Annotated in this window: 23 protein-coding genes, 2 tRNA genes and 2 pseudogenes; 9 read left to right on the top strand and 18 right to left on the bottom strand. The window is 67.3% G+C overall.

The features are described from left to right. Nucleotides 1-102 precede the first annotated feature (102 nt). Nucleotides 103-178 (bottom strand) — tRNA-Glu (locus ACFQBT_RS12970). A gap of 76 nt (nucleotides 179-254) precedes the next feature. Continuing rightward, nucleotides 255-326 (bottom strand) — tRNA-Gln (locus ACFQBT_RS12975). A gap of 121 nt (nucleotides 327-447) precedes the next feature. Between ACFQBT_RS12975 and ACFQBT_RS12980 the strand changes: the two genes are divergently transcribed. Beyond that, nucleotides 448-936: a hypothetical protein gene (locus ACFQBT_RS12980; protein ID WP_377823254.1), complete on the top strand. Its 489-nt coding sequence runs from the start codon at nucleotides 448-450 to the stop codon at nucleotides 934-936. On the opposite strand, the gene ACFQBT_RS12985 is transcribed toward ACFQBT_RS12980, so the two are convergent. The 6 genes and pseudogenes from ACFQBT_RS12985 to clpS all read right to left on the bottom strand — a co-directional run bounded on the left by ACFQBT_RS12985 (nucleotide 907) and on the right by clpS (nucleotide 4,052). Continuing rightward, nucleotides 907-1,629 carry an HAD family hydrolase gene (locus tag ACFQBT_RS12985; RefSeq protein WP_377823256.1) on the bottom strand — a complete coding sequence of 241 codons (723 nt, stop codon included), beginning with the start codon at nucleotides 1,627-1,629 and terminating at the stop codon, nucleotides 907-909. The two genes, ACFQBT_RS12980 and ACFQBT_RS12985, sit on opposite strands and share 30 nt — an antisense overlap. Then, nucleotides 1,626-2,228: a hypothetical protein gene (locus ACFQBT_RS12990; protein WP_377825482.1), complete on the bottom strand. Its 603-nt coding sequence runs from the start codon at nucleotides 2,226-2,228 to the stop codon at nucleotides 1,626-1,628. Before ACFQBT_RS12990 ends, ACFQBT_RS12985 begins: the two co-directional genes overlap by 4 nt. Then, nucleotides 2,220-3,151: pseudogene (gene gltX / locus ACFQBT_RS12995) on the bottom strand (glutamate--tRNA ligase); the annotation flags it as partial. The pseudogene gltX and the gene ACFQBT_RS12990, both read right to left, overlap by 9 nt. A 12-nt stretch (nucleotides 3,152-3,163) precedes the next feature. Beyond that, nucleotides 3,164-3,568, bottom strand: a complete 405-nt coding sequence (locus ACFQBT_RS13000; RefSeq protein WP_377825483.1) for a DUF2017 family protein — start codon at nucleotides 3,566-3,568, stop codon at nucleotides 3,164-3,166. Continuing rightward, nucleotides 3,505-3,771, bottom strand: coding sequence for a DUF2017 family protein (locus tag ACFQBT_RS13005; protein ID WP_377823258.1), 267 nt, complete (start codon nucleotides 3,769-3,771; stop codon nucleotides 3,505-3,507). The genes ACFQBT_RS13000 and ACFQBT_RS13005 overlap by 64 nt, the downstream gene beginning before the upstream one ends. Continuing rightward, on the bottom strand, nucleotides 3,771-4,052 hold the full coding sequence (clpS, locus tag ACFQBT_RS13010) for an ATP-dependent Clp protease adapter ClpS (RefSeq protein ID WP_377823261.1): 282 nt from the start codon (nucleotides 4,050-4,052) through the stop codon (nucleotides 3,771-3,773). Before clpS ends, ACFQBT_RS13005 begins: the two co-directional genes overlap by 1 nt. Nucleotides 4,053-4,120: 68 nt before the next feature. Here clpS and ACFQBT_RS13015 point away from each other — a divergent pair, with 68 nt between their 5' ends. Together ACFQBT_RS13015 and ACFQBT_RS13020 are read left to right on the top strand one after the other, a co-directional pair. Continuing rightward, nucleotides 4,121-5,419 (top strand): nicotinate phosphoribosyltransferase, encoded by a 1,299-nt coding sequence (locus tag ACFQBT_RS13015; RefSeq protein WP_377825485.1) that lies wholly within the window; start codon nucleotides 4,121-4,123, stop codon nucleotides 5,417-5,419. A gap of 1 nt (nucleotide 5,420) precedes the next feature. Beyond that, a pseudogene (locus ACFQBT_RS13020) lies at nucleotides 5,421-5,980 on the top strand (isochorismatase family protein). 27 nt (nucleotides 5,981-6,007) lie between these two features. On the opposite strand, the gene ACFQBT_RS13025 reads toward ACFQBT_RS13020, so the two are convergent. Both ACFQBT_RS13025 and ACFQBT_RS13030 read right to left on the bottom strand, forming a co-directional pair. Beyond that, a complete protein-coding gene (locus ACFQBT_RS13025) occupies nucleotides 6,008-7,855 on the bottom strand; it encodes a bifunctional metallophosphatase/5'-nucleotidase (RefSeq protein ID WP_377823263.1) in 1,848 nt (615 codons plus the stop codon). Between the two features lie 63 nt (nucleotides 7,856-7,918). Further along, on the bottom strand, nucleotides 7,919-8,746 hold the full coding sequence (locus ACFQBT_RS13030) for an RDD family protein (protein WP_377823265.1): 828 nt from the start codon (nucleotides 8,744-8,746) through the stop codon (nucleotides 7,919-7,921). Between the two features lie 111 nt (nucleotides 8,747-8,857). On the opposite strand from ACFQBT_RS13030, the gene ACFQBT_RS13035 reads away from it, so the two are divergent. After that, a complete protein-coding gene (locus ACFQBT_RS13035) occupies nucleotides 8,858-9,829 on the top strand; it encodes a P1 family peptidase (RefSeq protein WP_377823267.1) in 972 nt (323 codons plus the stop codon). A gap of 79 nt (nucleotides 9,830-9,908) precedes the next feature. Continuing rightward, nucleotides 9,909-11,420: a CoA-acylating methylmalonate-semialdehyde dehydrogenase gene (locus ACFQBT_RS13040; RefSeq protein ID WP_377823269.1), complete on the top strand. Its 1,512-nt coding sequence runs from the start codon at nucleotides 9,909-9,911 to the stop codon at nucleotides 11,418-11,420. Nucleotides 11,421-11,560: 140 nt separating this feature from the next. Here the strand turns inward: ACFQBT_RS13040 and ACFQBT_RS13045 are convergent, their stop codons facing one another. After that, on the bottom strand, nucleotides 11,561-12,964 hold the full coding sequence (locus tag ACFQBT_RS13045) for a helix-turn-helix domain-containing protein (RefSeq protein ID WP_377823271.1): 1,404 nt from the start codon (nucleotides 12,962-12,964) through the stop codon (nucleotides 11,561-11,563). A gap of 178 nt (nucleotides 12,965-13,142) precedes the next feature. Here ACFQBT_RS13045 and ACFQBT_RS13050 point away from each other — a divergent pair, with 178 nt between their 5' ends. Together ACFQBT_RS13050 and ACFQBT_RS13055 are read left to right on the top strand one after the other, a co-directional pair. After that, nucleotides 13,143-14,480 (top strand): aspartate aminotransferase family protein, encoded by a 1,338-nt coding sequence (locus ACFQBT_RS13050; RefSeq protein WP_377823273.1) that lies wholly within the window; start codon nucleotides 13,143-13,145, stop codon nucleotides 14,478-14,480. After that, nucleotides 14,477-15,946, top strand: coding sequence for a gamma-aminobutyraldehyde dehydrogenase (locus ACFQBT_RS13055; protein ID WP_377823275.1), 1,470 nt, complete (start codon nucleotides 14,477-14,479; stop codon nucleotides 15,944-15,946). Before ACFQBT_RS13050 ends, ACFQBT_RS13055 begins: the two co-directional genes overlap by 4 nt. Nucleotides 15,947-15,950: 4 nt before the next feature. On the opposite strand, the gene ACFQBT_RS13060 is transcribed toward ACFQBT_RS13055, so the two are convergent. From ACFQBT_RS13060 to ACFQBT_RS13090, 7 genes are all read right to left on the bottom strand, one after another. After that, on the bottom strand, nucleotides 15,951-17,045 hold the full coding sequence (locus tag ACFQBT_RS13060) for an aldo/keto reductase (protein WP_377823276.1): 1,095 nt from the start codon (nucleotides 17,043-17,045) through the stop codon (nucleotides 15,951-15,953). A 159-nt stretch (nucleotides 17,046-17,204) separates the two neighbouring features. Further along, entirely contained in the window at nucleotides 17,205-17,768 is a 564-nt protein-coding gene (locus tag ACFQBT_RS13065; protein ID WP_377823278.1) for a manganese efflux pump MntP, read from the bottom strand. Nucleotides 17,769-17,956: 188 nt separating this feature from the next. Then, nucleotides 17,957-18,757 carry a family 1 encapsulin nanocompartment shell protein gene (locus ACFQBT_RS13070; protein WP_377823280.1) on the bottom strand — a complete coding sequence of 267 codons (801 nt, stop codon included), beginning with the start codon at nucleotides 18,755-18,757 and terminating at the stop codon, nucleotides 17,957-17,959. 16 nt (nucleotides 18,758-18,773) lie between these two features. Beyond that, nucleotides 18,774-19,739: a Dyp-type peroxidase gene (locus ACFQBT_RS13075; protein WP_377823282.1), complete on the bottom strand. Its 966-nt coding sequence runs from the start codon at nucleotides 19,737-19,739 to the stop codon at nucleotides 18,774-18,776. A gap of 20 nt (nucleotides 19,740-19,759) precedes the next feature. After that, the gene (locus ACFQBT_RS13080; RefSeq protein ID WP_377823283.1) at nucleotides 19,760-20,290 is read right to left on the bottom strand and encodes a hypothetical protein; all 531 of its coding nucleotides are present in this window, start codon (nucleotides 20,288-20,290) and stop codon (nucleotides 19,760-19,762) included. Between the two features lie 34 nt (nucleotides 20,291-20,324). Then, nucleotides 20,325-22,079, bottom strand: coding sequence for a DEAD/DEAH box helicase (locus ACFQBT_RS13085; RefSeq protein ID WP_377823284.1), 1,755 nt, complete (start codon nucleotides 22,077-22,079; stop codon nucleotides 20,325-20,327). A gap of 12 nt (nucleotides 22,080-22,091) precedes the next feature. Next, entirely contained in the window at nucleotides 22,092-22,772 is a 681-nt protein-coding gene (locus ACFQBT_RS13090) for a phosphonatase-like hydrolase (RefSeq protein ID WP_377823286.1), read from the bottom strand. Nucleotides 22,773-22,951: 179 nt separating this feature from the next. Between ACFQBT_RS13090 and ACFQBT_RS13095 the strand changes: the two genes are divergently transcribed. Together ACFQBT_RS13095 and ACFQBT_RS13100 are read left to right on the top strand one after the other, a co-directional pair. Then, on the top strand, nucleotides 22,952-24,079 hold the full coding sequence (locus ACFQBT_RS13095; RefSeq protein WP_377825487.1) for a TIGR03364 family FAD-dependent oxidoreductase: 1,128 nt from the start codon (nucleotides 22,952-22,954) through the stop codon (nucleotides 24,077-24,079). Continuing rightward, nucleotides 24,079-25,242 carry an ABC transporter substrate-binding protein gene (locus ACFQBT_RS13100; RefSeq protein ID WP_377823288.1) on the top strand — a complete coding sequence of 388 codons (1,164 nt, stop codon included), beginning with the start codon at nucleotides 24,079-24,081 and terminating at the stop codon, nucleotides 25,240-25,242. The genes ACFQBT_RS13095 and ACFQBT_RS13100 overlap by 1 nt, the downstream gene beginning before the upstream one ends.

Raw genomic sequence — 25,242 nt, forward strand, 5'->3', positions numbered from 1 at the left:
TGACGGTGGGAACAGCACGCCCGGGTCACGATGTTCCCGACGGACCTCCGCGCGACGTAGGTACGCCGAAGGCCCCTCGCCGGACGAGGGGGCCTTCGACTTTGGTAGCCCCGACGGGATTCGAACCCGCGCTACCGCCTTGAGAGGGCGGCGTGCTAGGCCACTACACAACGGGGCCGTGGCTTCGGAAGACCTTACCTGTGCGGCGCGGCTTCCGGCGAATCGACTGGTCCGGAGGACTAGCGCGATCAGCGCTGGGGTACCAGGACTCGAACCTAGACTAACTGAACCAGAATCAGTCGTGCTGCCAATTACACCATACCCCATGGGGGTATCACCGACGCTGCGGGAGCGGGGTGAACCGAGGGGAAACGTTACCCGCTGACCGGGTCGCTGCCCAAATCGGATCCGCGGACGGCAGCCTGTCCCGGCGCATAGCATCACAGAGTGCCGCCCGAGCCGTCGTCGAGTCACCCTCGGCAACCGAGCCGGACCGGCCCGGTGCGTTCCTTCGCGCTGGCGCATCCGGCCGACATCGTCGACGTCTTCGTTTACGTGGTCGTGCTCAACCTCGCCGTCGAATATGTGCCGTCGGTGATCAGCGAAACCTTCACCCTGTCCCTCGTCACCGCCGTCCTGCTCAAGCTGGTCCTCGAAGTGGTGTTGGTCGCCAAGGGCCGCATCACGCACTCCCTGACGTCCGCCACCACCCGCCGCGGTCGCGCGGTGGCGGCGCTCAGTCTGTGGTTGGTCGCCGCCGGCAGCAAAATCGTGGTGCTGGAATTGGTGGCCCTGGTCTTCCGCGGCTCCGTCGTGCTGGGCGGCTTCTGGTCGGTGACCGGTCTGGTGCTCGTGCTGCTGATGGCGCGCAGCGCCGTGCGCTGGCTGATCGGCGAACCGCTGACCTCAGCCGGCAACTCCGAGCACACTCGATAACTCCCCCAGCGACCGTACGGCGTGCGCATGCACTGCGGCTGCCTCGCCCCACACGTCGGGCAACCCCTGCCGGTTCAACCACACCGGGATCATCCCGGCCGCCGCGGACCCGGCGACGTCGATCGGGTACTCGTCACCCACGTAGACGGTCCGCTCCGGCGAGGTCCCCAGCAGCTCGCACGCGTGATGGAAGACCTCCGCGGCGGGCTTGCCGTAGCCCAGCGTGTCGCGGGTGACCACCACCTCGAAGGACAGGCCGACGACCGCGAGCTTGTCGGCGGTCATAGCCTGCGAGGAATTCGTCAGCGCTCCCACGGCCAGTCCGGCGTCACGGCAGGCGGACAGGAACGGCCGCACGTCGTCGAAGACCCGCTGCGCATCGTGGAAAGCCGGCCGGAACGCCTCCTCGAAGACCTCCGGAGCGTCCTGGGCCACCGGCGGTAAACCGAACTGCGTGGCGGCGTACTCCAACCGGGAGCCCCGCATGGTGCGGAAGTCGATCTCGCCGCGGGTGAACCGGGGGAAGTGCCGACCGCCGTCCTCGTAGAACGCGATCGCGACATCGTGCGCGCGGGCCGCCGACAGGGCCGGCCAGACCGCCCGCACCCCCGCCTCGGCGCCGGTGGTCATTGCCGAGCGGGTATCCAGCAAGGTGTCGTCGACGTCCAGCAGGACGCCGTCGAGACCCCTCACAGGCTGGCGCGCAGAGTCCGCAACCGGGTCAGCGTCGGCTCCTTGCCGAGCAACTCCATCGACTCGAACAGCGGCGGGGAGACCTTCTGTCCGGACACCGCAACGCGCAGCGGCCCGAAGGCGACCTTGGGCTTGAGGCCCATTCCGTCGATGAGCGCCTCGCGCAGCGACGACTCGATCTTCGGCGCCAGCCACTCACGACCGGTGCCGTCGGGCTTCGGGAACGCCCCGCTGATGGGCTCCAGGGCCGCAATCGCGGCATCGAGCACCTCCGCGGCACTGTCGGGCAGGGTCGCTCGCGCGTCGTCGGCGATCGGCACCGCGTCGTTGGCCACGTAGAACGGGGCGATCAGCGGGATCGCTTCCTTCAGCGTGGTGATCCGCGTCTGCACCAACGGCGTGATGTTCTTCAGCAGCGCCAACTGACCGATGGTCGCCGGCTCCGGCAGCGCCCCGTTGTCCTGCAGGACCGGGAGCAGCCGCTGAGCCAGTTCGTCCGGCGGCAGGGAGCGGATGTAGTGCCCGTTCAGCCAGTTCAGCTTGTCGAGATTGAACACCGAGCCCGCCTTGTTGACCTTGGACCAGTCGAAGCGCTGCACGAACTCATCGAAAGTGAAGACTTCGCGCTCCGAACCATCCGCTTCGATGATCGGCGGATAGCCCTGTAGCGCAAGGAAGTTCAGCAACGCCTCGGGCAAGTAGCCCTCCTCCTGGAACCACGTCAACCGGGCCCAGGGGTTCTTGCGCTTGGAGATCTTGGCCTTCTTCTCATCGCGCAACAACGGCATGTGCGCGAACGCAGGTGTGTCCAGACCCAGCCACGAATACAACAGCAACTGCTTGGGGGTGCTGGAGATCCATTCCTGCCCGCGCACGACGTGCGTGATCGCCATCTCGTGATCGTCGACGACCACCGCCAGGTGGTAGGTCGGGAATCCGTCCGCCTTGAGGATCACCTGGTCGTCGGGTCGCGGGGCGCTGGTGTGACCCATGATCAAGTCGTCCCACTCCAGCGGTGCATCGTCGGGGATGTACATCCGCACGACCGGCGTTTCGCTGAATCCGGGCAGCTGCGCCCGCTCCTCGCGGGTCTTGCCGTAGCACAGCCGGTCGTAACCCGTCGGCTGCTTGGTGCGCTGCTGGATCTCCTCATCTTGGCCAGCCGTTCGGCCGAGCACCAGCAGTAGTAGGCGTGTCCGTCGGCCAGGAGCCGATCGACGTACGGGCGATAGGTCGCCAGCCGCTCGGACTGGCGGTACGGCGCGTACGGGCCACCGACGTCGGGGCCCTCGTCCCAGGTCAGACCCAGCCAGTGCAGCGTGTCGTAGACCTGCTGTTCACTGCCCTCGACCAGACGGGCTCGGTCGGTGTCCTCGATGCGCAGGATGAACCGGCCACCCTGCTGGCGGGCGTAGGCCAGGTCGAACATGGCCATGTAGGCGGTGCCGACATGCGGATCGCCGGTGGGTGAGGGAGCGACCCGCAGGCGCGGCCCGGTGGGGGCAGGAGATGGCGTAGTCATAGCGGCGCCATCCTAACGAGATCTGCGTCGCCCACCAGTGGTGATCAGCGCGTTTGCCAGGCTTTCCTGCAGCCAGGTCAGGAAGTCGTAGAACAGCGCAAGGGTCTCGTCGACGTCACTGAGGTCCGCTCCGCCCTCGAGGAACCGGGTCGTCTGGTCGTGCAGGCGCTCGGCGTCCTCCTCGGTGTGCAGGCCCAACCGGTCGGCCAGCACCAGCCGTGCGTCGGTCAACGCGATCATGAATTCCTGCGCCTGACCGAAGTCCAGTTCGAGCTTGTCGCGCTGGACCGAACGCAACGTGTCGATGGTGGTGTCGATACGACCCACCTTGCGTTGGCGCAGGCTGCGCTCGGTCATCGCGCGGAACTCGGCCGCTTCGTCGGAGTCCTCGTGCCCACTGGGCAGCAGCCGGTCCAGGGCAGGATCGCGGTCGTGGTCGGGGGCGTTTCGGTGGGCTCGAGCTCGCCGATCAGGTCGGTGAGGGGGTCTCCGGTCGGGGCTACTTCGTCACCGCCGAGCAGTTCGCGAACCTGGCCGAGGAGGCTCACGATGACCTCCCGCTCCTGCGGCGCGAGCGTACCGACGATGCGCGAGCCCTTGCGCTGGAAGGCGGTTGCCATCAGTCGTCCTTACGGAAAGTGGCCCACAGCGAATAACCGTGCATCGCCTCGGTGTCGGTCTCCATCTTCTCGCGTGTGCCCCGGGACACGACGGCACGGCCTTCGGTGTGCACCTGCATCATCAGCCGCTCGGCCTCCTCCTTGGAGTAGCCGAAGTAGGTCTGGAAGACCCAGGACACGTAGGACATCAGATTGACCGGGTCGTTCCACACGATCGTCACCCAGGGCATGTCGACCTGGGACTCGATGTCCGTCTGCTCGATGGGGGCAGTCTCGGTCATGGGCACCTACCTAGCCTAGAGCGGTCTGGGCCGGCATCGGTCGGCCTACAGTGTTGCCTGTGAGCGCCATGCAGCCCGTGAGCACCGCCCTGCTGACCGACCACTACGAGTTGACGATGCTGCAGGCGGCTCTGCAGTCCGGCACCGCCCATCGCCGGTGCGTCTTCGAACTCTTCGGCCGCCGACTGCCCGACGGACGCCGCTACGGCGTGGTCGCGGGGATCGGTCGCGCGCTGGATGCCGTGACCGCGTTCCGCTTCGGCGATGCCGAGCTGGCGGACCTGCGCTCGCGTTCCGTGGTCGACGACGCAACCTTGGCCTGGCTCGCGGACTACCGCTTCAGCGGAGACATCTGGGGGTACGCCGAGGGGGAGGCCTACTTCCCCGGCTCGCCCCTGATGGTGGTCGAGTCCAGCTTCGCCGAAGGCGTCCTGCTGGAGACGGTGTTGCTGTCGATCCTCAACCACGACAGCGCGATTGCCAGTGCCGCCTCCCGCATGACCGCTGCCGCCGACGGTCGGCCCTGCATCGAGATGGGCTCACGGCGCACCCAGGAGTGGTCGGCGGTGGCCGCCGCGCGTGCGGCGTACATCGCGGGTTTCGTCGCTACCTCGAACCTGGAGGCGGGGCGCCGCTGGGGCGTGCCCACCACCGGCACCGCAGCGCACGCCTTCACCCTGCTGCACGACACCGAGGAGCAGGCCTTCGCAGCTCAGGTGGCCGCGCTCGGCACCAACACGACGCTGCTGGTCGACACCTACGACGTCACCAAAGCCGTCGAGACGGCGATCAAGGTGGCCGGCCCCGGCCTGGGAGCGGTCCGCCTCGACTCCGGTGACCTGCTGGTGCAGGCCCGTGAGGTGCGCGCCCAACTGGATTCCCTCGGTGCCACCGGCACCAAGATCGTGGTGACCTCCGACCTGGACGAATTCGCGATCGCAGCCCTGGCAGCGGGTCCGGTCGACTCCTACGGTGTGGGGACGTCGCTGGTCACGGGCTCGGGTTCGCCGACGGTCGGCCTGGTCTACAAGCTGGTCGCCCACGAGGCCGCGGACGGCTCGATGCTCTCCGTCGCCAAGGCCAGCAAAGACAAGAAGTCCGTCGGGGGTCGCAAGTACGCCATGCGCCGCCGGTCCGCCTCCGGTGTCGCGCAGGCCGAGGTCCTGGGCATCGGCGAACCCCCGGCCAATGACGGCGACGATCGCGAGCTGTTGGTGCCGCTGATCACCGCCGGCGAGCGGGTTTACGACGCGACGCTGCAGGACGCCCGTGAGCGCCACGCCGTATCCCGTGCCGAGCTTCCGCCGACCGCGATGCAGATGTCCCGCGGCGAACCCTGCATTCCCACCATCTACGAAGGGCAATGAGATGGCTCGCGCATTGATCATCGTCGACGTGCAGAACGACTTCTGCGAGGGCGGCTCGCTAGCCGTGACCGGAGGTGCGCAGGTGGCCGCCGACGTGGCCGGGCTGCTCGCGGACCGCCCGGAGGACTGGGACGCCGTGGCGGCGACCGCCGATTGGCACATCGACCCGGGCAGCCACTGGTCGGACTCCCCGACTTCGTCGACTCCTGGCCGGTGCACTGCCAAGTGGGTACGCCGGGTGCGGACTTCCACTCCAACATCGCCGCCGCCCTGGTCGGCGTGACGACCTTCCGCAAGGGCCAGCATGACGCTGCCTACAGCGCATTCGAGGGTCACAACGACGACGGCGCGCCACTCGCGGAGTGGTTGCGCAACCGTGGCATCGACGCGGTCGACGTTGTCGGCATCGCCACCGATTACTGCGTGCGGGCCACCGCACTGGACGCCGTGCGGGAGGGCTTCACCACCACCGTGCTGCGCGACCTGACGGCCGGGGTCGCCCCGGAAAGCACCGGCCGCGCGCTGGAGGAAATGCGCGCGGCCGGTGTGACCGTCGTCTGACCCGAGCTGATCTGACCAGCAGCGGCGTCAGGCGGTCACCGTGATCGGCGTGCCGTTCGACACCAGCTTCCAGTCGATCGTGTGGAAGGTCGGCGGGTCGATCTGGCCCTTCGCGGTCACGTAGTCGATCAGCGCTTGACGGATCTCGCCCTGCCGGTTGTAGACCACAGGCGCCGTCGTCACACCCGGGAAGCCGCCGCCGCCGGACTGCCGGTAGTTGTTGATCGCGATCACGAACGGGTCGGCATCGCCCACCGGAGCACCGGCGTACTGCAGGTTCTTGATCCGCGACCCCGGTGCCTGGGCGATGTCGATGTCGTAGGTCAGCCGCGCGTCCAGACCGCCCATGACGTCGTAGTTGTAGTCCGGTGTGCCGTTCGGAGCTGTTGCCGTCACCGCATTGGTGACCGCTGAGGACGGGAAGGGTCCGGTGCCGCTCACCTGCTTGAAGTAGGTCGCGGACTGCTCCAGGTAGGCCTTCACCTGCGCGCCGGTGAACTTGATGCCCAGCAGCGTGTTGTCGTAGATGTACAACCCCGCGACGTCGCGCACGGTGACATCGCCGGCCGGGATGTCGGCGTCACGGCTGAACGGTGCGGCGATCGACAGCACCGGTGTGTTCGCATCGGCGGTCCCGGCCAACCCGGCCTTGACCGTCGTGGCCTGCACCAGGTTGATGAAGTCGACGGCGGCCGAGTCCTCCCAGCACGCGGTAGCGCCGCTCATCTCCTGGGTGCACACACCGATCTTGGAGTTGACGTACGCCAGCACCTTCTCGTGCGCCGAGCGCACCAGCCGGGCGACCTTGGGGTCCTCATCCACCGTGTTGGAGTTCAACAGGGTCGAGGTGGCCGAGGCCACCGACCATTGACCACGGTGCCAGGTGAGGTTCAGGTCCATGACCGTCACCCGCATGCCCCAGTAGTCCGGCTCCGACAGCAGCACCTGCTTGCCGGTCTGCTCGTTGGTGACGTACCGCTGCGGGATCTCCACGTGGGCGTGTCCGACGAGGATCGCGTCGATGTCGGGCACCTGCTGGGCCAGCAGGGTGCTGGCGTTCTCCGGGTAGGGCAACGCATCGCCGTACGACGAGGAGGTGTCGGCACCGGAGTGGCAGGACACGACGACGATGTCGGCGCCCATTCGTTTCATCTGCGGTACAACGATTTTGGCCTGCTCGACGATTCCGTTGAACTTGACCTTGCCCTCGACGTTGGTCTTGTCCCAGATCGCGACGCCGGGAGTGACCAGGCCCAGGATGCCGACGGTCAGCAGCCGGCCGTTCGCCCAGATCCGCTTGAACGTGAACGGCGGGAAGACGGAGCGACCGGTGTTCCAGTCCAGCGCGTTGGCACCGAGCAGCGGGTGGGCCAGCTGGCGCTGGAAGGTGCGCAGGATGTCCAGGCCGTAGTTGAACTCGTGGTTGCCCAGCGCTGCGGCGTCGTACCCGATGGCGTTCATCGCCACGGCCATGGGGTGCTTGATGTTCGGGCTGATCGGGGTGATCTTGGCGAAGTAGTACGCCAGCGGCGTGCCCTGGATGGTGTCACCGGCATCGAGCGTCACGCAGGTGTGCCGGCCGCGCTCTGCACGGACCGCCTTGATCAACGTCGCCGCCTTCGCGGCCCCGATGTCGTTGTGCGCTTTGTCGTCGTACTCGGCGTTCTTGAAGTAGTCCCAGTTGTAGACGTGGCCGTGCAGATCGGTCGTACCGAGCACGGTCAGTTTGAAGGACTTGTCGTGGCCGCCCCAACCGTGGGCGTCGGCCTCAGGGGCCGTGATACCGGCCAAGCCGGCACCCCCGACCACGGCGGCGGTGAGCATCTGGCGCCGCGTGGTGTGCGGCAGTTTGCGGGTTTCTGGTGAGTTCGTCACGTACGCCGAGGCTAGGCGTTCGCGGGTGCCTTCGGGTCCGAGTGCGGCAGCCGATCGCACCTTTTACCAAGTCTTTGCCTGGTGTTCGCCGGGACGCGAATCGCTCCGCACGATGTAGGTCTTGGCCGCCTTGTCGTGCAGCGCCTGAGAGCGCTTGTCCCACAGCGGGAACAGGTAGTTGACCAGGGTGAAGAGGCTGCCGAAGAACGCGAGCGCCGGCAGCGCACCGGCCAGGTTGCCCGCCTGTTTGACCACCCAGCGCACGGCCGAGGACGCGACGTCCGGTGCGCGGTCATCGGTCGAGCGGCGTACCCGGATCCCTGCGGCCATGTGACCGAGCGTCTGGCCCCGCCAGGCCACCATGGCGATCTCGTAGACAGCGCTGAGCAGCAGGACCGCCGCGAAGGTCTGCCACGGGATGTTGGGCGCTTGGGCGACCGTCGACGAACCGCCGGAGGAAGCCTGGTCGAAGGCATCGTCGAACCACGCCTGGTACTTGGTGAGCCACGCGTCGAAGGAGGACCAGGTGATCGCCACCGCGACGGCGGACACCAGCAGGTTGTCGATGACGTAGCCCAGCACGCGCTTCCACCAGCCGGACAGCACCGCACCGTCGGGCGTGCGCCGCTTGATGGTCTCCTGCTGGATCACGGGCGGGGTGTACGGCGCTCGCTGACCCTGCAGCGGTGGTTGCGGCGCCCACGGTTGCTGCCGCTGGGACGGTGGCTGCTGCACCGGGTCCGCGGGCGGCGGCGTGCCGATGCTGGAGCGGTCCAGGTCGGGCTTCACCTTCGGCATGGTGCGACCCGACCAGGACACCCCGTCCCAGTAGTGCAGCAGGTTCGGATCGTTCGGGTCGTCGTACCAGCCGGACGGCCGCGCATCGCTCATGGGCCGATCTTCTCACCCGGCCGGCGGGATTCCGGCCGAGCCACACGCGCGCGGTGATGAGGGCCACCGGGTGCATCCGCCGCGCTGACGCCGCTTCCTAGGGTGGTACCCATGCGCTTGCCAGAGGTCCTGCACCACCAGCATGCCCCCGGCCGGCTCGATGCGATTACCGATGTCGCGGGGATCCGGGTCGGACACACCACACTCCGGAGCAGTTCGCTGCAGACCGGCGTCACGGCCGTGATCCCGTCAGTGCTTGGGACGCCCGCCGGCCTGTTCGTCGGCAACGGGCACGGCAAACTGACCGGAGCCACCCAAGTGCGCGAGCTGGGCACCCTCGAGACACCGATCCTGCTCACCGGCACGCTGTCGACCTTCCGGGTCGCCGATGCGCTCGTCGGGTGGCTGATCGAGCGCGAACCCTCACTGCGATCGATCAATCCTGTGGTCGGCGAATGCAACGACGGCTGGCTATCGGACATCCGCGCCCGGCCGATCAGTGCCGAGCACGTGACTCACGCCCTGCAGAGCGCTACCGGTGGGCCGGTCGCCCAGGGCAATGTCGGTGCCGGGACCGGGATGTGCGCTTTGGGCTTCAAGGGCGGCATCGGGACTGCCTCCCGGGTTGCCGACGGCGCAACCGTCGGTGTGCTGGTCCAGTCCAATTTCGACGGACTCCTGCGTTTCGGCCCACGGTACGTCGACCCGCCTGCCTCCGAGCCCGTCACCCGGGCGGCCAACTCCTGCATGATCGTCGTGGCCACGGATGCAGCACTCGATGCCCGCCAGCTGGGTCGGGTCGCCCGGCGAGCGGTGTTCGCACTGTCCCGGGTGGGTGCCGGATTCACCCATGGCAGTGGCGATTACGCGATCTCCCTCACCACCGCCTCCGGTCCCGGGATTGCCGACGCCGACCTGAGCCCGCTCTTCGGCGCCACCATGGAGGCCACCGAGGCCGCGGTGTTGAAGTCGCTCCTGGCGGCGCAGACGGTGACCGGCTTCGAGGGGCGCACCGCGCACGCTCTACGAGATGTCCATCCGGGACTACTCGACGAACTGTCGATCGACGTCAGTCCGGTGTGACAAAACGGCAGGTCGCCACCCGGCCCGGATTCGTAGGCTGATCAGGTCAGCGATCGCCGTACGTCCGTCAGGAGCCACCATGTCCGTCGCCAGCCCCAACACCGCCACGGTCGTCCCGCACTGGATCGACGGCGCACAATCCGCATCGCACTCCGGGCGCACCGCGCCGGTATACGACCCGGCCCTGGGCGTGGTGACCAAGCAGGTCGCGATGGCCGACCGGGCGGAGATCGATGCCGCTGTCGCCTCCGCGCGCGCTGCCTTCCCGGCCTGGCGCGACACGTCGCTGGCCAAGCGGCAGACGATCCTGTTCAAATTCCGCGAATTGCTGGATGCCCGCAAGGGCGAGCTGGCCGAGATCATCACCAGCGAGCACGGCAAGGTCCTGTCCGACGCAATGGGCGAGATCACCCGCGGCCTGGAGGTGGTGGAGTTCGCCACCGGCCTCGCACATCACCTCAAGGGTGAGTACTCCGAGGGCGTTTCGACCGGTATCGACGTCTACTCGACCCGCCAGCCGCTGGGTGTCGTCGGCATCATCTCTCCGTTCAACTTCCCGGCGATGGTCCCGATGTGGTTCTTCCCGATCGCCATCGCCGCGGGGAACACCGTCGTGGTCAAACCCAGTGAGAAGGACCCGTCGGCCGCCATCTGGATGGGGCAGCTGTGGAAGGAGGCCGGTCTGCCCGACGGCGTTTTCACCGTGCTGAACGGCGACAAGGAAGCCGTCGACGGATTGCTGGAACACCCCGACGTGCAGGCCGTTTCGTTCGTCGGCTCCACCCCGATCGCCCAGTACGTCTACGAGCAGGGTGCGAAGTACGGCAAGCGCGTGCAGGCACTCGGCGGGGCCAAGAACCACATGCTGGTACTGCCGGACGCCGACCTGGATCTGACCGCCGACGCGGCGGTCAACGCCGGGTTCGGGTCCGCAGGTGAGCGCTGCATGGCCATTTCCGTCGTCGTCGCCGTCGAGCCCGTCGCCGACGCGCTGATCGAGAAGATCAAGGAGCGCGTCGCGACGCTGCGCACCGGTGACGGCCGACGCGGCTGCGACATGGGCCCGCTGGTCACCAAGGAGCACCGTGACAAGGTCGCCTCCTACATCGAGGTCGCCGAAGCCGACGGCGCCGTCGTGGCCATCGACGGCCGGGGCATCGAGGTCGACGGAGAGCCCGACGGCTTCTGGCTCGGCCCGACCCTGATCGACCAGGTACCGGTCACCTCGCGGGTCTACACCGAGGAGATCTTCGGCCCCGTCCTGTCGGTGGTGCGGGTCGGCTCCTACGAGGAGGGTGTCGACCTGATCAACAACGGCGCTTTCGGCAACGGCACGGCCATCTTCACCAACGACGGCGGTGCAGCACGTCGCTTCCAGAACGAGATCCAGGTCGGCATGGTCGGCATCAACGTCCCGATCCCGGTGCCGGTGGCGACGTTCAGCTTCGGTGGCTGGAAGGCCTCGATGTTCGGCGACACCAAGGCCCACGGCGCCGAGGGCGTGAAGTTCTACACCCAGCTCAAGGCCGTGACCTCCCGCTGGCTCGACCCCAGCCACGGCGGACTCAACCTGGGCTTCCCGCAGAACTGAGCACTCGGCGTACCCGACGTTCGACCTGATGGGCGGCCCTGGCCCCGCCCCCACTTTGGATCGGGATTCACCACATCAGCGCCGCCTGAGGTGAATTCCGATCAAAAGTCGGTCGGGGTGCGGAATGCGGCCCGACCGGATCAGCCCACCAACTGCAGCGCGTTCCAGACCTCGGCCCGCGCCGCGAAGGTGTTCAGGTCCATTCCCAGGAGCACGCCGGCGGCGTCGATCCGGGCCCGCACGGTGTGCCGGTGGACACCGAGAGCCTTCGCCGTCGGGTCCCAGGATCCGTTGTGCTCCAACCAGATTCGCAACGTGGTCAACGACTCGTCGTCCAGCGGGGCCAGCAACGTGCGAGCCACCTGGTCGGCACCCGTCGCTTCCAGATGGCCGAGCAGGCCAGTGGCAGCGACGGATTCGAAGTCCACGAAGGGTTGCTTGGCGGTGCTGCGGCGCAGTGCGCTGCGGGCCTGCGCGGTGGCCTCCTCGAAGCCGCTCCACCGGGTGGGCGAGGAGAAGCCGGCGTGCGCACCGTAGGTACGCAGCGCCGTACGCACATCACGCTGGCCCGAGGGCCCGACCACCACGGTGATGCCACCGTCGTTCTCGGCGAAGAACAGCTGACCCTCATGCTCGTCGGCCAGCAGCTCCAGGGCGGCCAGGAGCGCGTCGGTGGAGCCGTCCGAAGGAGCTACCGTCGCCACCCGGATCGGTTCGCCGGGCAGCTCACCCCACACCTGCGCAACGGTGCGGCTAGCCGCATCCACTGATCCGGAGCGCAGCAATTCCATTGCGCCAGAGCGCAATTGGCGTCGAGCCTGGCCCAGCGCCCGGCTCTGTTCGACGGCGATACTGGCCAGCGCGATCACCGAGGTGATCAGGTCGGTACCGGCCCGATCGAGACCGGCACCGACGCCGACCGCGAGTACGCCGAGCGGCCGCCCCCGCTGACCGAGCGTCTGCAGGGTGACCGGTCCCGCGCCTTCGTCCGACAACCGCGCACCGGCCGGCCTACCTGCGGCCAGCAAGTCCCGGGCAGCACGGATCACGACCTGCTCCAACTCGGTCGGCACACTGCGGTGGGTGGGCACCCGGACCCTGCTGCCGCCGGAGTCGAACAGCGCCACCCACGTACCCAGATTGCGTTCCAGCTCGCGCAACACGGCCGCCAGACCGTCCGGGCGCAGAGCGGCCCGGGCCACCGCCCGTTGCGCCGCGAGGGAGCGTTCGAGACGCACTTGCCGGTCGGCCGCGACCGCGTCGGACACCGACCTGATGATCTGCATGAACGGAGTATGTGGACCGATCTCGAGCAGCGGCAGGCCGATTCGCTCACACGCGGTGACCAGAACCTCCGGCACGCGATCGTGCACGATGCGTACCGCGAAGCCCAGGGCGACCACGCCGCGATCCACCAATCGCGCCACGTACGCCTGCGCACGGCGCGGGCTGACCCGTTCGCCGAACTGCACGCCGTCGGTGAGCAGCAGACCGCCGGGCTCCAGCCAGGGGTGGGATCGAGCAGGTCGGAGTTGTGGGCCCACGCCAGGGGATGGTCCCACTGGGCGTCCGCGATCGGCGTACGTGCGCGCATGACGAAGTCCGGGGTGTCCACCAGGGCGCGCAACGTCGTGGGCATGGGTTGAGCATATGTCCAGGGCAGATAGCCGGGTTCGACAATCTGTCGATCGGAGCCGGGACGGGGCACGGCACAATGGGCCCATGACCTACACCGCCGCAGCCGATCAGTTCATCGCCGGTCCCACCAACGCCGAGGTCAGCGAGGCCGACCGCAGCCGCGTGTTCCACTCCTGGTCCGCCCAGGGCGCGCTGAACCCGCTTCCGATCGCCGGCGGATCGGGGTGCATGCTGTGGGACTTCGACGGCAAGCAGTACCTCGACTTCTCCAGCCAGTTGGTCAACGTCACCATCGGCTACCAGCACCCCAAGGTCGTCGCAGCCATCCAGCGTCAAGCGGACAAGCTGACCACGATCGCGCCGGCACAGGCCAACGAGACCCGCGCCAAGGCCGCGGAGTTGATCACCGACATCGCGCCGGAGGGCTTCAACAAGGTCTTCTTCACCAACGGCGGCGCCGACGCGGTCGAGAACGCCATCCGCATGGCGCGCCTGTTCACCGGACGCGACAAGGTGATCTCGCGCTACCGCAGCTATCACGGCAACACCGGCGCGGCCATCGTCGCAACGGGCGACTGGCGGCGGATCCCCAACGAATTCGCCCGCAGCCACGTGCACGTCTTCGGCCCCTACCTCTACCGCTCGGAGTTCTGGGCCACCTCGGAGCGCGAGGAATGCGAGCGAGCCCTGCACCACCTGGAGCGGGTCATCCAGGCCGAAGGACCAGAGAGCATCGCCGCGATCCTGCTCGAGACGATCCCCGGCACTGCGGGCATCATGCCGCCGCCGCCGGGCTACCTGTCCGGAGCGCGCCAGATCGCCGACCGCTACGGCATCCTGCTGATCCTGGACGAGGTGATGGCCGGATTCGGGCGTACCGGTGAGTGGCTCGCCCTCGATGCGTACGACGTGCGCCCCGACCTGATCACCTTCGCCAAGGGCGTCAACTCCGGTTACGTACCGCTGGGCGGTGTGATCATCTCCGATCCGATCGCGCACCACTTCGACGAGCGGGTGTTCCCCGGCGGCCTGACCTACTCCGGCCACCCGCTGGCGACTGCCAGTGCGATCGCGACCATCGAGGCGATGCGCGAGGAGAAGATCGTGGAGAACGCGGCACGGATCGGCGCCGACGTCATCGGCCCGCGGCTGCAGGAGATCGCCGCTACCCGCGAGGTGGTCGGCGATGTCCGAGGCAAGGGTGTGTTCTGGGCGATCGAGCTGGTTACGAACCGGGACACGAAGGAGCCGCTGGGCGCGCCCGAGATGGGCAAGCTCAAGGCCGGCCTGCTGGAGCGGGGTCTACTGCCCTTCATCAGCGACAACCGGATCCACGTGGTGCCGCCGGCGATCATCACCGCCGACGAAGCCGGCCGCGGCCTGGACATCATCGACGAGACCCTCGCCGCCCACCGCCCGTGACCCACTTCATCGACGGGCAGCTGGTCAACGCCGGCGAGCCGGCCACCGTCTTCGACCCCTCCAACGGTGTCCCCGTCGCCGACATCACGCTGGGCGGGGCCGATGAGGTGCAGCGAGCAGTCGACGCCGCCCGTACGGCGTTCGGCGAGTGGTCGCGTGCCACGCCGGCCGAGCGCTCGGGCGTGCTTGCCGGATTCGCACGGGCGCTGGAAGAGCGGTCCGGTGAGTTCGCTGCGCTGGAGTCGCAGCAGGCGGGCAAGCCGATCCGGTTGACTACCGAGTTCGACGTCCCCGGAACCATCGACAACACCGCCTTCTTCGCCGGCGCCGCGCGCAACCTGGAGGGCAAGGCGACCGGCGAGTACTCCGGTGCACACACCTCCTCGATCCGCCGCGAGCCGGTCGGCGTCGTCGGGTCGGTGGCTCCGTGGAACTATCCGCTGCAGATGGCGGCGTGGAAGATGCTGCCGGCCGTAGCGGCGGGCAACACCATCGTGCTCAAGCCGGCCGAGATCACCCCTCTCACCACAGTGCTCTTCGCCCAGGTCGCTCACGAATCAGGCTTACCCGCAGGCGTTTTCAACGTTGTGACGGGCACGGGTCCGGACGCCGGCTCGAGCCTGCTGCGCCACCCCGACGTCGACATGGTGTCCTTCACCGGTTCTACCCGGGTGGGCCGGACCGTCCTGGAGGCGGCCGCGACCACGGCCAAGCGGGTCCACCTCGAGCTGGGCGGCAAGGCACCGTTCGTGGTCTTCGATGATGCGGACCTGGAAGCAGCAATCCACGGCGCAGTGGCCGGGTCGCTGATCAACAGCGGCCAGGACTGCACGGCGGCGACGCGGGCGATCGTGCATCGCAGCGTCTACGACGACTTCGTTGCCGGGGTCGCGGACCTCATGGGCAAGGTCGTGCTCGGGCCGACGGCGGACGACGCCACCGATCTCGGGCCGCTGATCTCGGCCGCGCACCGCGACAAGGTGGCCGGGATGGTGGACCGCGCCCGCAGCTATGCCCGCGTGGTGACTGGCGGCGTGATCCCCGGCGGGGCGTTGTCGGCAGGGCACTACTACTCGCCCACCTTGGTGGCTGACGCCGACCCGGCCAGCGAGATCGTCAAGGACGAGATATTCGGTCCGGTCCTGGCCGCAATGCCTTTCGACTCCGACGACGAAGCGATTGCCCTGGCCAACGACACCGTCTACGGACTTGCTGCGTCGGTCTGGACCAAGGACGTCTACCGAGCGCTGCGCGGCACCGAGCAGATCCGCGCCGGCTGCGTTTGGGTCAACGATCACATCTCGATCATCAGTGAGATGCCGCATGGCGGGATGAAGCAGTCCGGCTTCGGCAAGGACATGTCGACGTACTCCTTCGACGACTACACGGTTGTCAAACACGTGATGTTCGACCGCACCGGCACTGCGCAACGCGACTGGCACCGCACGATCCTGCGTAACCCGTAAGGACTCAACCGCTCTCGGCAAGCCGCCGGGTATAGTCCTCGATCTTGCCGTCGATCACCTCCAGTGAGGTCGCCCACTCGGCGATCTGGTCGCGCACATGGTCTCGGTGTCGGCGCAACAGCTCCAGACGCTCGATAACCCCGCCCGGGTCGGCGGCGACCCAGCGGGTGAATTCGGCGATGGTTGCCAGGGGCATGCCGGTGCTGCGCAGATGCAACAACACCTCGATGAGATGTACGTCGCTGGCCCCGACGACCGGCACCACAGGGTCACGGCGTCCCACCATCCAGGCGAGAACCACCTGCCCACGTGTCATCTCCTGTGCCGAGCCGACCGTCACGAGAGCCGAGCGGCCCGGGCTCCCCGCGACGTACTGCTCAGGCACCGGCCGATCATCGCGGTCGTAGGCTCCGCCGAGCAGCGGCGAATAGCCCAGGGCCGTCACGCGGTGCGCGGCGCACAGCGCCATCACTTCGTCATCGAGCAAGACGTGCGGCGCCAGATCCGCTCCCGACGTGGGTCGCAGATAGGTGAACCGTGACTGCAATGCCGAATACCGATGGCGCGCAGGCACCGACATCGCTTCGGTGAGTCGGGACGCTGTCAGGTTGGACGCGGCGATCTCACGGACCTTCCCCTCGCCGACGAGTTCACCCAACGCGCCAATCGTCTCGGCCAAGGGCACGTCACGGTCGTCGATATGCGCGTAGAGGACCTCGACGTGGTCCACCTGCAGACGTCGTAACGAGTCGTGGACCTGCCTTCGGATAGCGGCGCGAGACAGGCCGTACACGTGGTCCAGGCCACCATCGGTGCTGACCGGCCGAGCACCGACCTTGGTCGCGAGCGCCACCTTCGCTCGCGCAGCGCTCCCGCGAGACGTGAGCCACCGCCCGATGGTCGACTCCGACTCATCGCCCACGCCACCGGCCCAGAACGCGTAGTTGTTCGCCGTATCCCAGAACCGCGCCCCCAGGTCGTACGCCGCGTCCAAACAAGCCACCGCCGCCGCCTCTGCGACGGCGGTGCCGAAGTACATCGTTCCCAGAGCCATCGACGGGATCCGCAGATCGCCGATCCGGAATTCAGTACGTGCCATGACTCCTACCTCAGCAGTTGGACCATGGTCCAGGTCAAGCACACGTGCCGGATCTGCTTCGTCACCGACTTCATGCTGACTGGCTGCCGAGCCTGCGCCCGAGCCGACCTCGTGGTGGCGGCGCCGACTCGTCAGCTGAACGCAGCGTCCGCCGCAGGTTCAGATGACTCCGGTGTGATCCAGCACGATCCGTAGACCGATCCCGATCAAGATCAGTCCACCGAGGATCTCCGCCGGTTTGCCCAGCCACGACCCGACCGATCGACCGAGGCGGACACCGACCAGCGAGATCACGAAGGTGACCCCACCGATCAGGGCCAATGCAACCGGCAGATTCACCGACAACGCCGCAAAGCTCACCCCGACCGCGAGCGCGTCGATACTCGTCGCCACCGCCAGGATCAGGAGACCTCGCAGGTCCAGATCCGAGTCCTCGTCGTCCTCGCCGCTATCGTGAAACGCCTCCCACAGCATCTTTCCGCCGATGACCGCGAGCAATCCGAAGGCGATCCAGTGGTCGACTCCACTGATCGCCTCCGCGAATCCGCGACCGAGCAGCCAGCCGAGCAGTGGCATGACGGCCTGGAACACGCCGAACAAGCCGGCAATGACCAGCGCGTGCCGCCAGCGGAACGGTCGCATGGTGACGCCTTGCGACAAGGCGACGGCAAATGCGTCGGCAGAGACGCCGATAGCGATCAACAAGATTTCCAGCAGGGACACACGGGGCCTTCCGATGATGGCCGAGACGCCTATGAAGACACTTCGGCACGTGAACAGTGCCGAAGGTCTCGCTCGTCCGCATCATCGCGGATGGCATCCCGGGAGGCCGTGGCCTCCAGCATGTCGAGATACCGCCGGACCCGAAGGACCGGGAACTACTCCCCTTCGCTGTGGGCCAGTATGCCAGTTCAGCGGTGCAGGACGACGCTGGCTTCGGAGGTGTGCACCAGGAAGGTGAAGGACTCCTGCAGGTAGAGCTGGATCTGCTGGGCGTCGTGCGATAGGTAGCCGATCGACAGGTCCTGCCCCAGTTGCAGCGTGAAGTCACCACCCCGGTCGGTGACCAGCAGCGCATCCTCGACGCCCGGGGCCCAGATGATCTTGCCGTCACCGAGGATGCGCGCAATGTGGTCACGGATCGGGTAGCCGTGGTCGGTGGTTTCGGCGACATCGGTGTAGAGATCGTCGTTCAGGACCAGGAAGTAGTCGCCTTCAACACCGGCCAGCCGCAATGTGTTCATCGCTTGCGCGACGGCCGCTGGGAAGTCCTCGACCTTCGCGGGCAGCGGGACGGCGGCGTTCGAACTGGCCGGAGCGATGCCCTCGATGCCGGCCGACTGCGAGCCATGGAAGATCGCGTGATCCTCAGCGGTCGCGATCAGCGTCGCCGCGTCCTTGACCGGCTGCCAGTCGGAGTCCTGAGCGCCCCTGTCGACGTCATCGACCGCGGAGCGCTCGACAAAGAAGGGCACCCGCAGCTCCAGTGTCGGCAGCACGATCCGCTGTCGCGCGCTGACGCCCTCGATCGGTGCTTCCACCGGGCGGATGTGCCCGGTGCCGGCCGCAGAGTATTCCAGGCCAGCAGGATCAGGTACGTCGACCACTCGCCGCCCGGCGATGCGTTCGGTGAACGTGCGGCGGGCTTCGTCGTCGATCTCTTGCCACGCCGCCGCCGAGATCGGAGCGAGCTCACGGTGCAGGTTGTTCATGACTGACCTTCTGTCGTTACTTGAGGCTTCCGATGCGGAGCGAACCGTCCGGTGTCGAAGGCGAATCAGGCTGAGCTTCCAGGAAGTCTGCGGTGGGAACGAAGAACAGGTTGCCGGTCAGGACCGTGGAGAAATCCAGGATCCGATCGTAATTGCCGGGCGGGTCACCGATGAACATGTTGCGCAGCATCTGTTCGATCACATCCGGGGTTTTCGCATAACCGATGAAGTAAGTCCCGAACGACCCGTCGGCGATATTGCCGAACACCATGTTGTCCCGCACGATGTCGAGTTCGTTGCCGTCCTCGTCCTCGATCACGTTCAGGGCGATGTGGGAGTTCTTCGGTTTGATGCTGTCCGGCATCTCGATGTCGTCGACCTTCGAACGACCGATGACGCGTTCCTGCTCCTCGACACTGTTCGCCTGCCAGGCCGCCATATCGTGCACGTACTTCTGAACGATCACATAACTGCTTCCAGCAAACGACGGGTCTTCCTCACCTACCACCACGGCCGCGACCGCGTCTTCGTCGTCGGGGTTCTCGGTGCCATCAACGAAGCCGAGGACGTCGCGCTGGTCGAAATACTTGAAGGCGTGCACCTCATCGACGACCGTCGCCAGGCCCGACAACCGTAGGCCGATCTGCCGGGCCAGTTCGAAGCACAGATCCATCCGCCGTGCGCGCAGATGGAAGAGCAGGTCACCAGGAGTCGCGATGGCAGTGTGCTTGGACCCGGCCAGTTCCTGGAACGGATGCAACCCGGCAGGTCTCGGTTCGCCGTACAGGCCATCCCAGATCCGCGCGCCCACTCCCGCCACGCATGTCAGGCGGTCCCCCGGCGAGCGGAACGCCACTGCCCGCGTCAGCCCGGCCAGATCAGCCAACAGGTCGCGCACCCCGTCGACGCCGCCGTCATCGACGGTCGCGACCAGGAAGATGGCGGCCGTCGCCGGCTCGGCAAGGACATGTTGGGAGGCCACGCGTCGACTCTACCGAGCGGTCATCCGTACGGCACGTCCCAGGCACTGATGTCGACCGGCGCGGAGTCCTGGAAACCCGTTAGCGAGAACACGACTCGCGCAATCGTGGGTCTGGCTCGGCCCGCCCATTTCAGGAAGTAGTTCTGCCCGGTCGGCGTCGGGTTGACCAACGCCGTAGACGCATAGTTGCCGCGCGCAACGGGTTGCGTGAAGGTGTGGGTTGCCAACGAGCCGCTGCTGGTGTGGGTCCAGCCGATCGGCACGTTATTGACTTCGTACGGCGAGGCCCGCAACGGGTTGTCGATCAACAGACTCACGGCGGCGGTCAACGTGGCGGCCACCGGCACTCGGACATCGGAGGCGACCGTCACCCCGAGTCGCAGATACACAGTCGAGCCGCCGATGTCCTTCACCGAAGACGTGTCGGAGGCATTGAGATGGCCTAGGTAGACCACCGGACTCGCGGTCGCTGCGGGTGCAGCGACCGCGGCGACCACGGCGGGCATCGACCACGTGGCCGCCCGCACCAGATCACGACGGGATGCGCTCACCCGATCGAGAGTAGTGCGCCAGGGCAGTGGGGATCTAGCGTCGCCCGACGAACCAGCGTCGGATCAACTCGATCCGCTTGTCCACATCCTCGGTCGAAGCACGGTCCAGTGCGGGTCCGCCACTAGTGGAACGCAATTCGGCGTGAATGAGTGCGTGCGCCGTCCCTGTCTTGCGGGCGTACGCCGCGACCAGGGAGTTCAGTTCCTTACGTTTGGCCGCCAGCGCGCGATGGGCCGCCAGGGGCTCCGGCCCGTCGTGATGGCGTTTGCGACTGGCCGCTTCTTGGCGCGACTGCCGCTGGCGCAGCAGGTGGGCCACCTGGTCGGGCTCGAGTAGACCGGGCAGGCCAAGGTAGGCCTCCTCCTCGTCGCTGCCGGCGTGTGCCGCCAGACCGAACTGCTGCGCATCGAAGAGGACGTGATCGAACTCCGCCTTCGACTCCAATGCTTCGAACGCGAATTCACCGCTGTCGGAGGCTTTTTCAGCCGAATTTGCGTCAGCCATCTCCTCCTCGGACTCGGCCCACACGTCCTCGCCCGCTGCGCGTGGCCGGTCCAGTGCGTGATCGCGCTGCTCCTCCATCAGCGCCGCGAGGCGTAGCACCGGTGGGACGCTGGGCAGGAAGACCGAGGCGACCTCGCCCCGCCGGCGAGCCCGCACGAAACGTCCGACGGCCTGCGCGAAGTACAGCGGGGTGGATGCCGACGTGGCGTAGACCCCGACGCACAGCCGCGGGACGTCGACACCTTCGGAGACCATGCGCACCGCAACCATCCAGCGATCCTCGGACTGCGCGAACTGCTCGATGCGGCTGGAGGATCCTGCGTCGTCGGACAGCACCACGGTGGGCCGCTCACCTGTGATGTCGGTCAAGATCCGTGAATAGGCCCGCGCAGCAGTCTGATTGGATGCAATCACGAGGCCGCCCGCATCCGGCACGTGTCGTCGTACCTCAGTCAGCCGCTTGTCCGCCGCCCGCAGCACCGCCGGGATCCACTCCCCTGTCGGATCCAGCGCGGTCCGCCAGGCAGCGGCGGTTACATCCTTGGTCACCGGCTCGCCGAGCCGGATGCTGACCTCGTCACCGGCCTTGGTCCGCCAACGCATCGACCCGCCGTACGCCATGAACAGCACGGGACGCACGACCCCGTCACGCAGGGCGTCACCGTAGCCGTAGGTGAAGTCGCTCGCTGACCGGCGGATGCCGTCGGCCCCCTCCTCGTAGCGCACGAACGGGATGGGGTGGGTGTCGGACCGGAACGGGGTACCGGTCAGGGCGATGCGCCGGTACGCCGGGTCGAACGCCTCGCGCAGGCCATCACCCCAGGATTTGTTCTCTCCGCCGTGATGGATCTCATCCAGAATCACCAGGGTCCGCCGCCGGGCGGTGCGGATCCGGTGCAGCGCGGGGCGCATCGAGACACCGGCGTACGTCACCGCCACCCCGTGGAATCCCTTGGCATGCTCCTCCTGGGCGTTGGTGAACCGCGGGTCGAGGTGGATGCCGGCCCGTGCGGCGGCGTCGGCCCACTGCGTCTTGAGGTGTTCGGTGGGCGCGACGACAGTGATCTGCTCGATCTCGCCCTCCCGCAGCAGGCGCGCCGCCAGCGTGAGCGCGAAGGTCGTCTTGCCTGCGCCCGGAGTCGCGACCGCCAGGTAATCCCGCGGATTGTCGCCGAAGTACTCCTCCAGTGCGGCGTGCTGCCAGGCCCGCAGTTTGGCGGCAGTGCCCCAGGGCGCCCGGTCCGGGAACGCCGGCGGCAGATGCGAGGCGGCCCAGGTGCTCATAGGCCGTCCAGCTTAAGGGAGCACTCCCAGCAGGTCGGCAACGCTGTCGATGACCGCGTCCGCCCCCGCGTCGCTCAGGGTCTTCCCGTCGGTCTCACCGCTGCGCACGCCCACGACCAGACCGGCCCCAGCAGCCCGTCCCGCACCGATGTCGCGGACGGTGTCCCCGACGGCCGCCACCAAAGTCGGGTCGGCCACGCCGAGCAACTGCATGGCCCGCTGGATCATCGCCGGAGACGGCCGTCCGGCGTCCACGTCGTCGACACAGACCACGGCGTCCAGGGTGCTGCCGTCCCACCCGACCGCCGCCAGCACCTGCTCGACGACCGGGCGGTCGAATCCGGTCGTCAACGCGACCTTGACACCCCGATCGCGCAAGGCGCTGAACAGCTGGACGACGCCCGGCATGGGCGTGGGTGGATTCTGCACGTACGCCGTGTCCAGCCGGGAGCGGAAATCGGCAAATCCCGCTTCGATCAGCTCCGGATCGGCTTGAATCCCGCTGGCCGCGAGCAGCCCGCGGATAGCGGCCCTCTTGTCCGCACCCATCCAGCTCTCGATCTGCTCGGCGGTGGGCTCGGCTCCCAGCGCCCGAACCGCTTCCTCGAGAGCGACGTAGACCTGACCGCCTTCCTGCACCGTCGTGCCGGCGATGTCGAAGGCGACCAGTTCGATTGCGGAGGAGTTCGTCACAACGGCTAAGCCTACGGCCATCCGGCACGAGCCCGTAAGGTCGCGGCGTTGTCCAACATGGCCGCCAGATGAACGAATGACGCACTGTCGTAACGTAATTCATCCAGTCAGTGAACGCTTGCTGGGAAATCCCTGACCGGGTTGACGGGCACCGGAACCCATGGCGCACTGGCACCGTGATGACAGCCGATCTGGTCGTGGTGGGTGCGGGCATCGTCGGACTGGCCCACGCCTACCACGCCGTCCGCAAGGGCCTCCGTGTCGTCGTCATCGACCGCGACGCGCGCGCAGTCGGGGCGTCGGTCCGCAACTTCGGACACTGCTGCATCACGGTGCAGGACGGCGATGCATTGCACTACGCCCAACGTGGTCGCCAGCACTGGCTCGACGTCGCCGAGGCGGCCGGATTCTGGGCACGCGAGGCCGGCACCCTTGTGGTGGCTCGCCATGAGGACGAGTGGGCGGTGCTGAAGGATCTCCGGGCTGCACGCGGTCCGGACGCGGTCCAGCTGCTCGATCCCCCTGCGGTACAACGGCTTGCGCCGGTGCACGAGACGATCGGCGGGGCGCTCCTGCCGGGCGATCTACGCGTAGACCCGCGAGCCGCCGTACCCGCGATCGCTCACTGGCTGAGCCGCCAGGGGGTGACCTTCAGATGGTCGACTGCCGTGCACGCGGTGGACAAGGGTGTGGTGACCACCAGTCGGGGACCCGTCGAAGCACGGGCGGTCGTGGTGGCGGTCAACCACGATGTCGACCGTGTCTTCCCCGGCCTGGCTGCATCGATCAAACGCTGTTCGCTGCACATGCTGCAGATCCGGCCGCACCGGGACATCTCGGTCCGCCCTGCCGTACTCACCGGCCACTCGATGCTGCGCTACGCCGGCTTCGGCGTCAGCCCTTCGTTGGCGCAGGTCCGGGCGCGTATCGCCCGTGACCAACCCGACGCAGCCGCAGCAGGACTGAACCTGATGCTCACCCAGCGCCCGGACGGTGATCTGGTCATCGGTGACACGCACAGCTATGACGACGTGCCCGATGTGTTCGCCCGAGAACCCTGGGATGCCCTGATAATAAACAAGATTCGAGATCTTCTGGATATCGGCGACTTCGATGTCCGGTACCGCTGGCAAGGCGTCTACGCGTCAGCCACCGACCCCTTCCTGGTCGCCCAGCCGTCGCCCGGCGTTCACGTTGTCAGTGTCACATCGGGCATCGGTATGACCACCTCATTCGGACTGGCGGCGGACGTCGTCGACCAGTTGTCGCCGGCGCTTGCCGGCACCCCTCTGACAGAAGGTACGTAATGAACATCCCTCGTCGATCCTGGATCGTGGCCGCACCGGCCACCGTCAGCTTGTGCGCCCTTGCCCTCAGCGGCTGCGCCAGCACGTCGGCAGCCGGCTCCGGCGGCGCCACCGGCGGCGCGACGGGCACCTCCGGTGTGTCCGCCGCCAAAGCCACCTCGGCTGAGGATCTCGGCGGCATGGACGCGCTGGTCAAGGCGGCGAAGGCCGAAGGCCAGTTGAACGTCATCACGTTGCCCCGTGACTGGGCCAACTACGGCACGCTGATGGACAACTTCACCAAGAAGTACGGCATCAAGATCACCGACGCCAACCCCGACGGCTCCAGCGCCGATGAGATCACCGCGATCAAGACCTTGAAGAGCCAGGCAACCGCACCCGACACGGTGGACATCGGTCAGGCTTTCGCCTTCAGCGGCACCAGCGAGGGGCTTTTCGCGCCGTACAAGGTGGCGACCTGGAACGACATCCCGGACAGCCTGAAGGACGCCGAAGGTCACTGGGTCAACGACTACGGCGGTTACGTCTCGATCGGCTGCGACACCGCGAAAGTGACCACCTGCCCGAGCACGCTCGCGGCGCTGGACGACCCCGCCTACAAGAACAAGGTCGCGCTGAACGGCGACCCGACGAAGGCCAATGCGGCGTTCAACGCCGTGTGGGCAACGTCGCTGGCCAAGGGCGGGTCGTTCGACAACATCCAGCCCGGCATCGACTTCTTCGGGAAGCTGAAGAAGGACGGCATCTACGTCCCGGTGCAGGCGACCGCTGCGACCATCCAAAGTGGTGAGACCCCGATCGTGCTGGACTGGGACTACCTGAACGCGGCCAAGGCGGAGAAGGTCAGCACGTTCAAGACCGTGGTGCCGACGGACGCGAAACTACCCGGCTACTACGCCCAGGCGATCAGCGTCTACGCACCGCACCCGGCCGCCGCGCGCCTGTGGCAGGAATACCTCTTCAGCGTCGAGGGCCAGAACGGCTTCCTGCAGGGTTTCGCCCGTCCGGCAGCCATGACCGCCATGACCAAGGCCGGCACCATTGACAGCGCCGCCGCGGCGAAGCTGCCCGAAGTCAGCGGGGACCCGGTCTTCCCGAGCCAGGACCAGGTCACCAAGGCCAAGGCCGCGTTGACGCAGAACTGGTCAGCGGCAGTCAGCTGA

It is taken from the genome of Branchiibius cervicis, assembly GCF_042661605.1.
Lineage (GTDB): Bacteria > Actinomycetota > Actinomycetes > Actinomycetales > Dermatophilaceae > Branchiibius > Branchiibius cervicis.

Coding starts and splice junctions, on each gene's coding strand:
- ACFQBT_RS13005 (WP_377823258.1), bottom strand. CDS start 3,771: ATGGCAACCGCCTTCCAGCGCAAGGGCTCGCGCATCGTCGGTACGCTC.
- clpS (WP_377823261.1), bottom strand. CDS start 4,052: ATGACCGAGACTGCCCCCATCGAGCAGACGGACATCGAGTCCCAGGTC.
- ACFQBT_RS13015 (WP_377825485.1), top strand. CDS start 4,121: ATGCAGCCCGTGAGCACCGCCCTGCTGACCGACCACTACGAGTTGACG.
- ACFQBT_RS13030 (WP_377823265.1), bottom strand. CDS start 8,746: ATGAGCGATGCGCGGCCGTCCGGCTGGTACGACGACCCGAACGATCCG.
- ACFQBT_RS13035 (WP_377823267.1), top strand. CDS start 8,858: ATGCGCTTGCCAGAGGTCCTGCACCACCAGCATGCCCCCGGCCGGCTC.
- ACFQBT_RS13040 (WP_377823269.1), top strand. CDS start 9,909: ATGTCCGTCGCCAGCCCCAACACCGCCACGGTCGTCCCGCACTGGATC.
- ACFQBT_RS13050 (WP_377823273.1), top strand. CDS start 13,143: ATGACCTACACCGCCGCAGCCGATCAGTTCATCGCCGGTCCCACCAAC.
- ACFQBT_RS13060 (WP_377823276.1), bottom strand. CDS start 17,045: ATGGCACGTACTGAATTCCGGATCGGCGATCTGCGGATCCCGTCGATG.
- ACFQBT_RS13070 (WP_377823280.1), bottom strand. CDS start 18,757: ATGAACAACCTGCACCGTGAGCTCGCTCCGATCTCGGCGGCGGCGTGG.
- ACFQBT_RS13085 (WP_377823284.1), bottom strand. CDS start 22,079: ATGAGCACCTGGGCCGCCTCGCATCTGCCGCCGGCGTTCCCGGACCGG.
- ACFQBT_RS13095 (WP_377825487.1), top strand. CDS start 22,952: ATGACAGCCGATCTGGTCGTGGTGGGTGCGGGCATCGTCGGACTGGCC.
- ACFQBT_RS13100 (WP_377823288.1), top strand. CDS start 24,079: ATGAACATCCCTCGTCGATCCTGGATCGTGGCCGCACCGGCCACCGTC.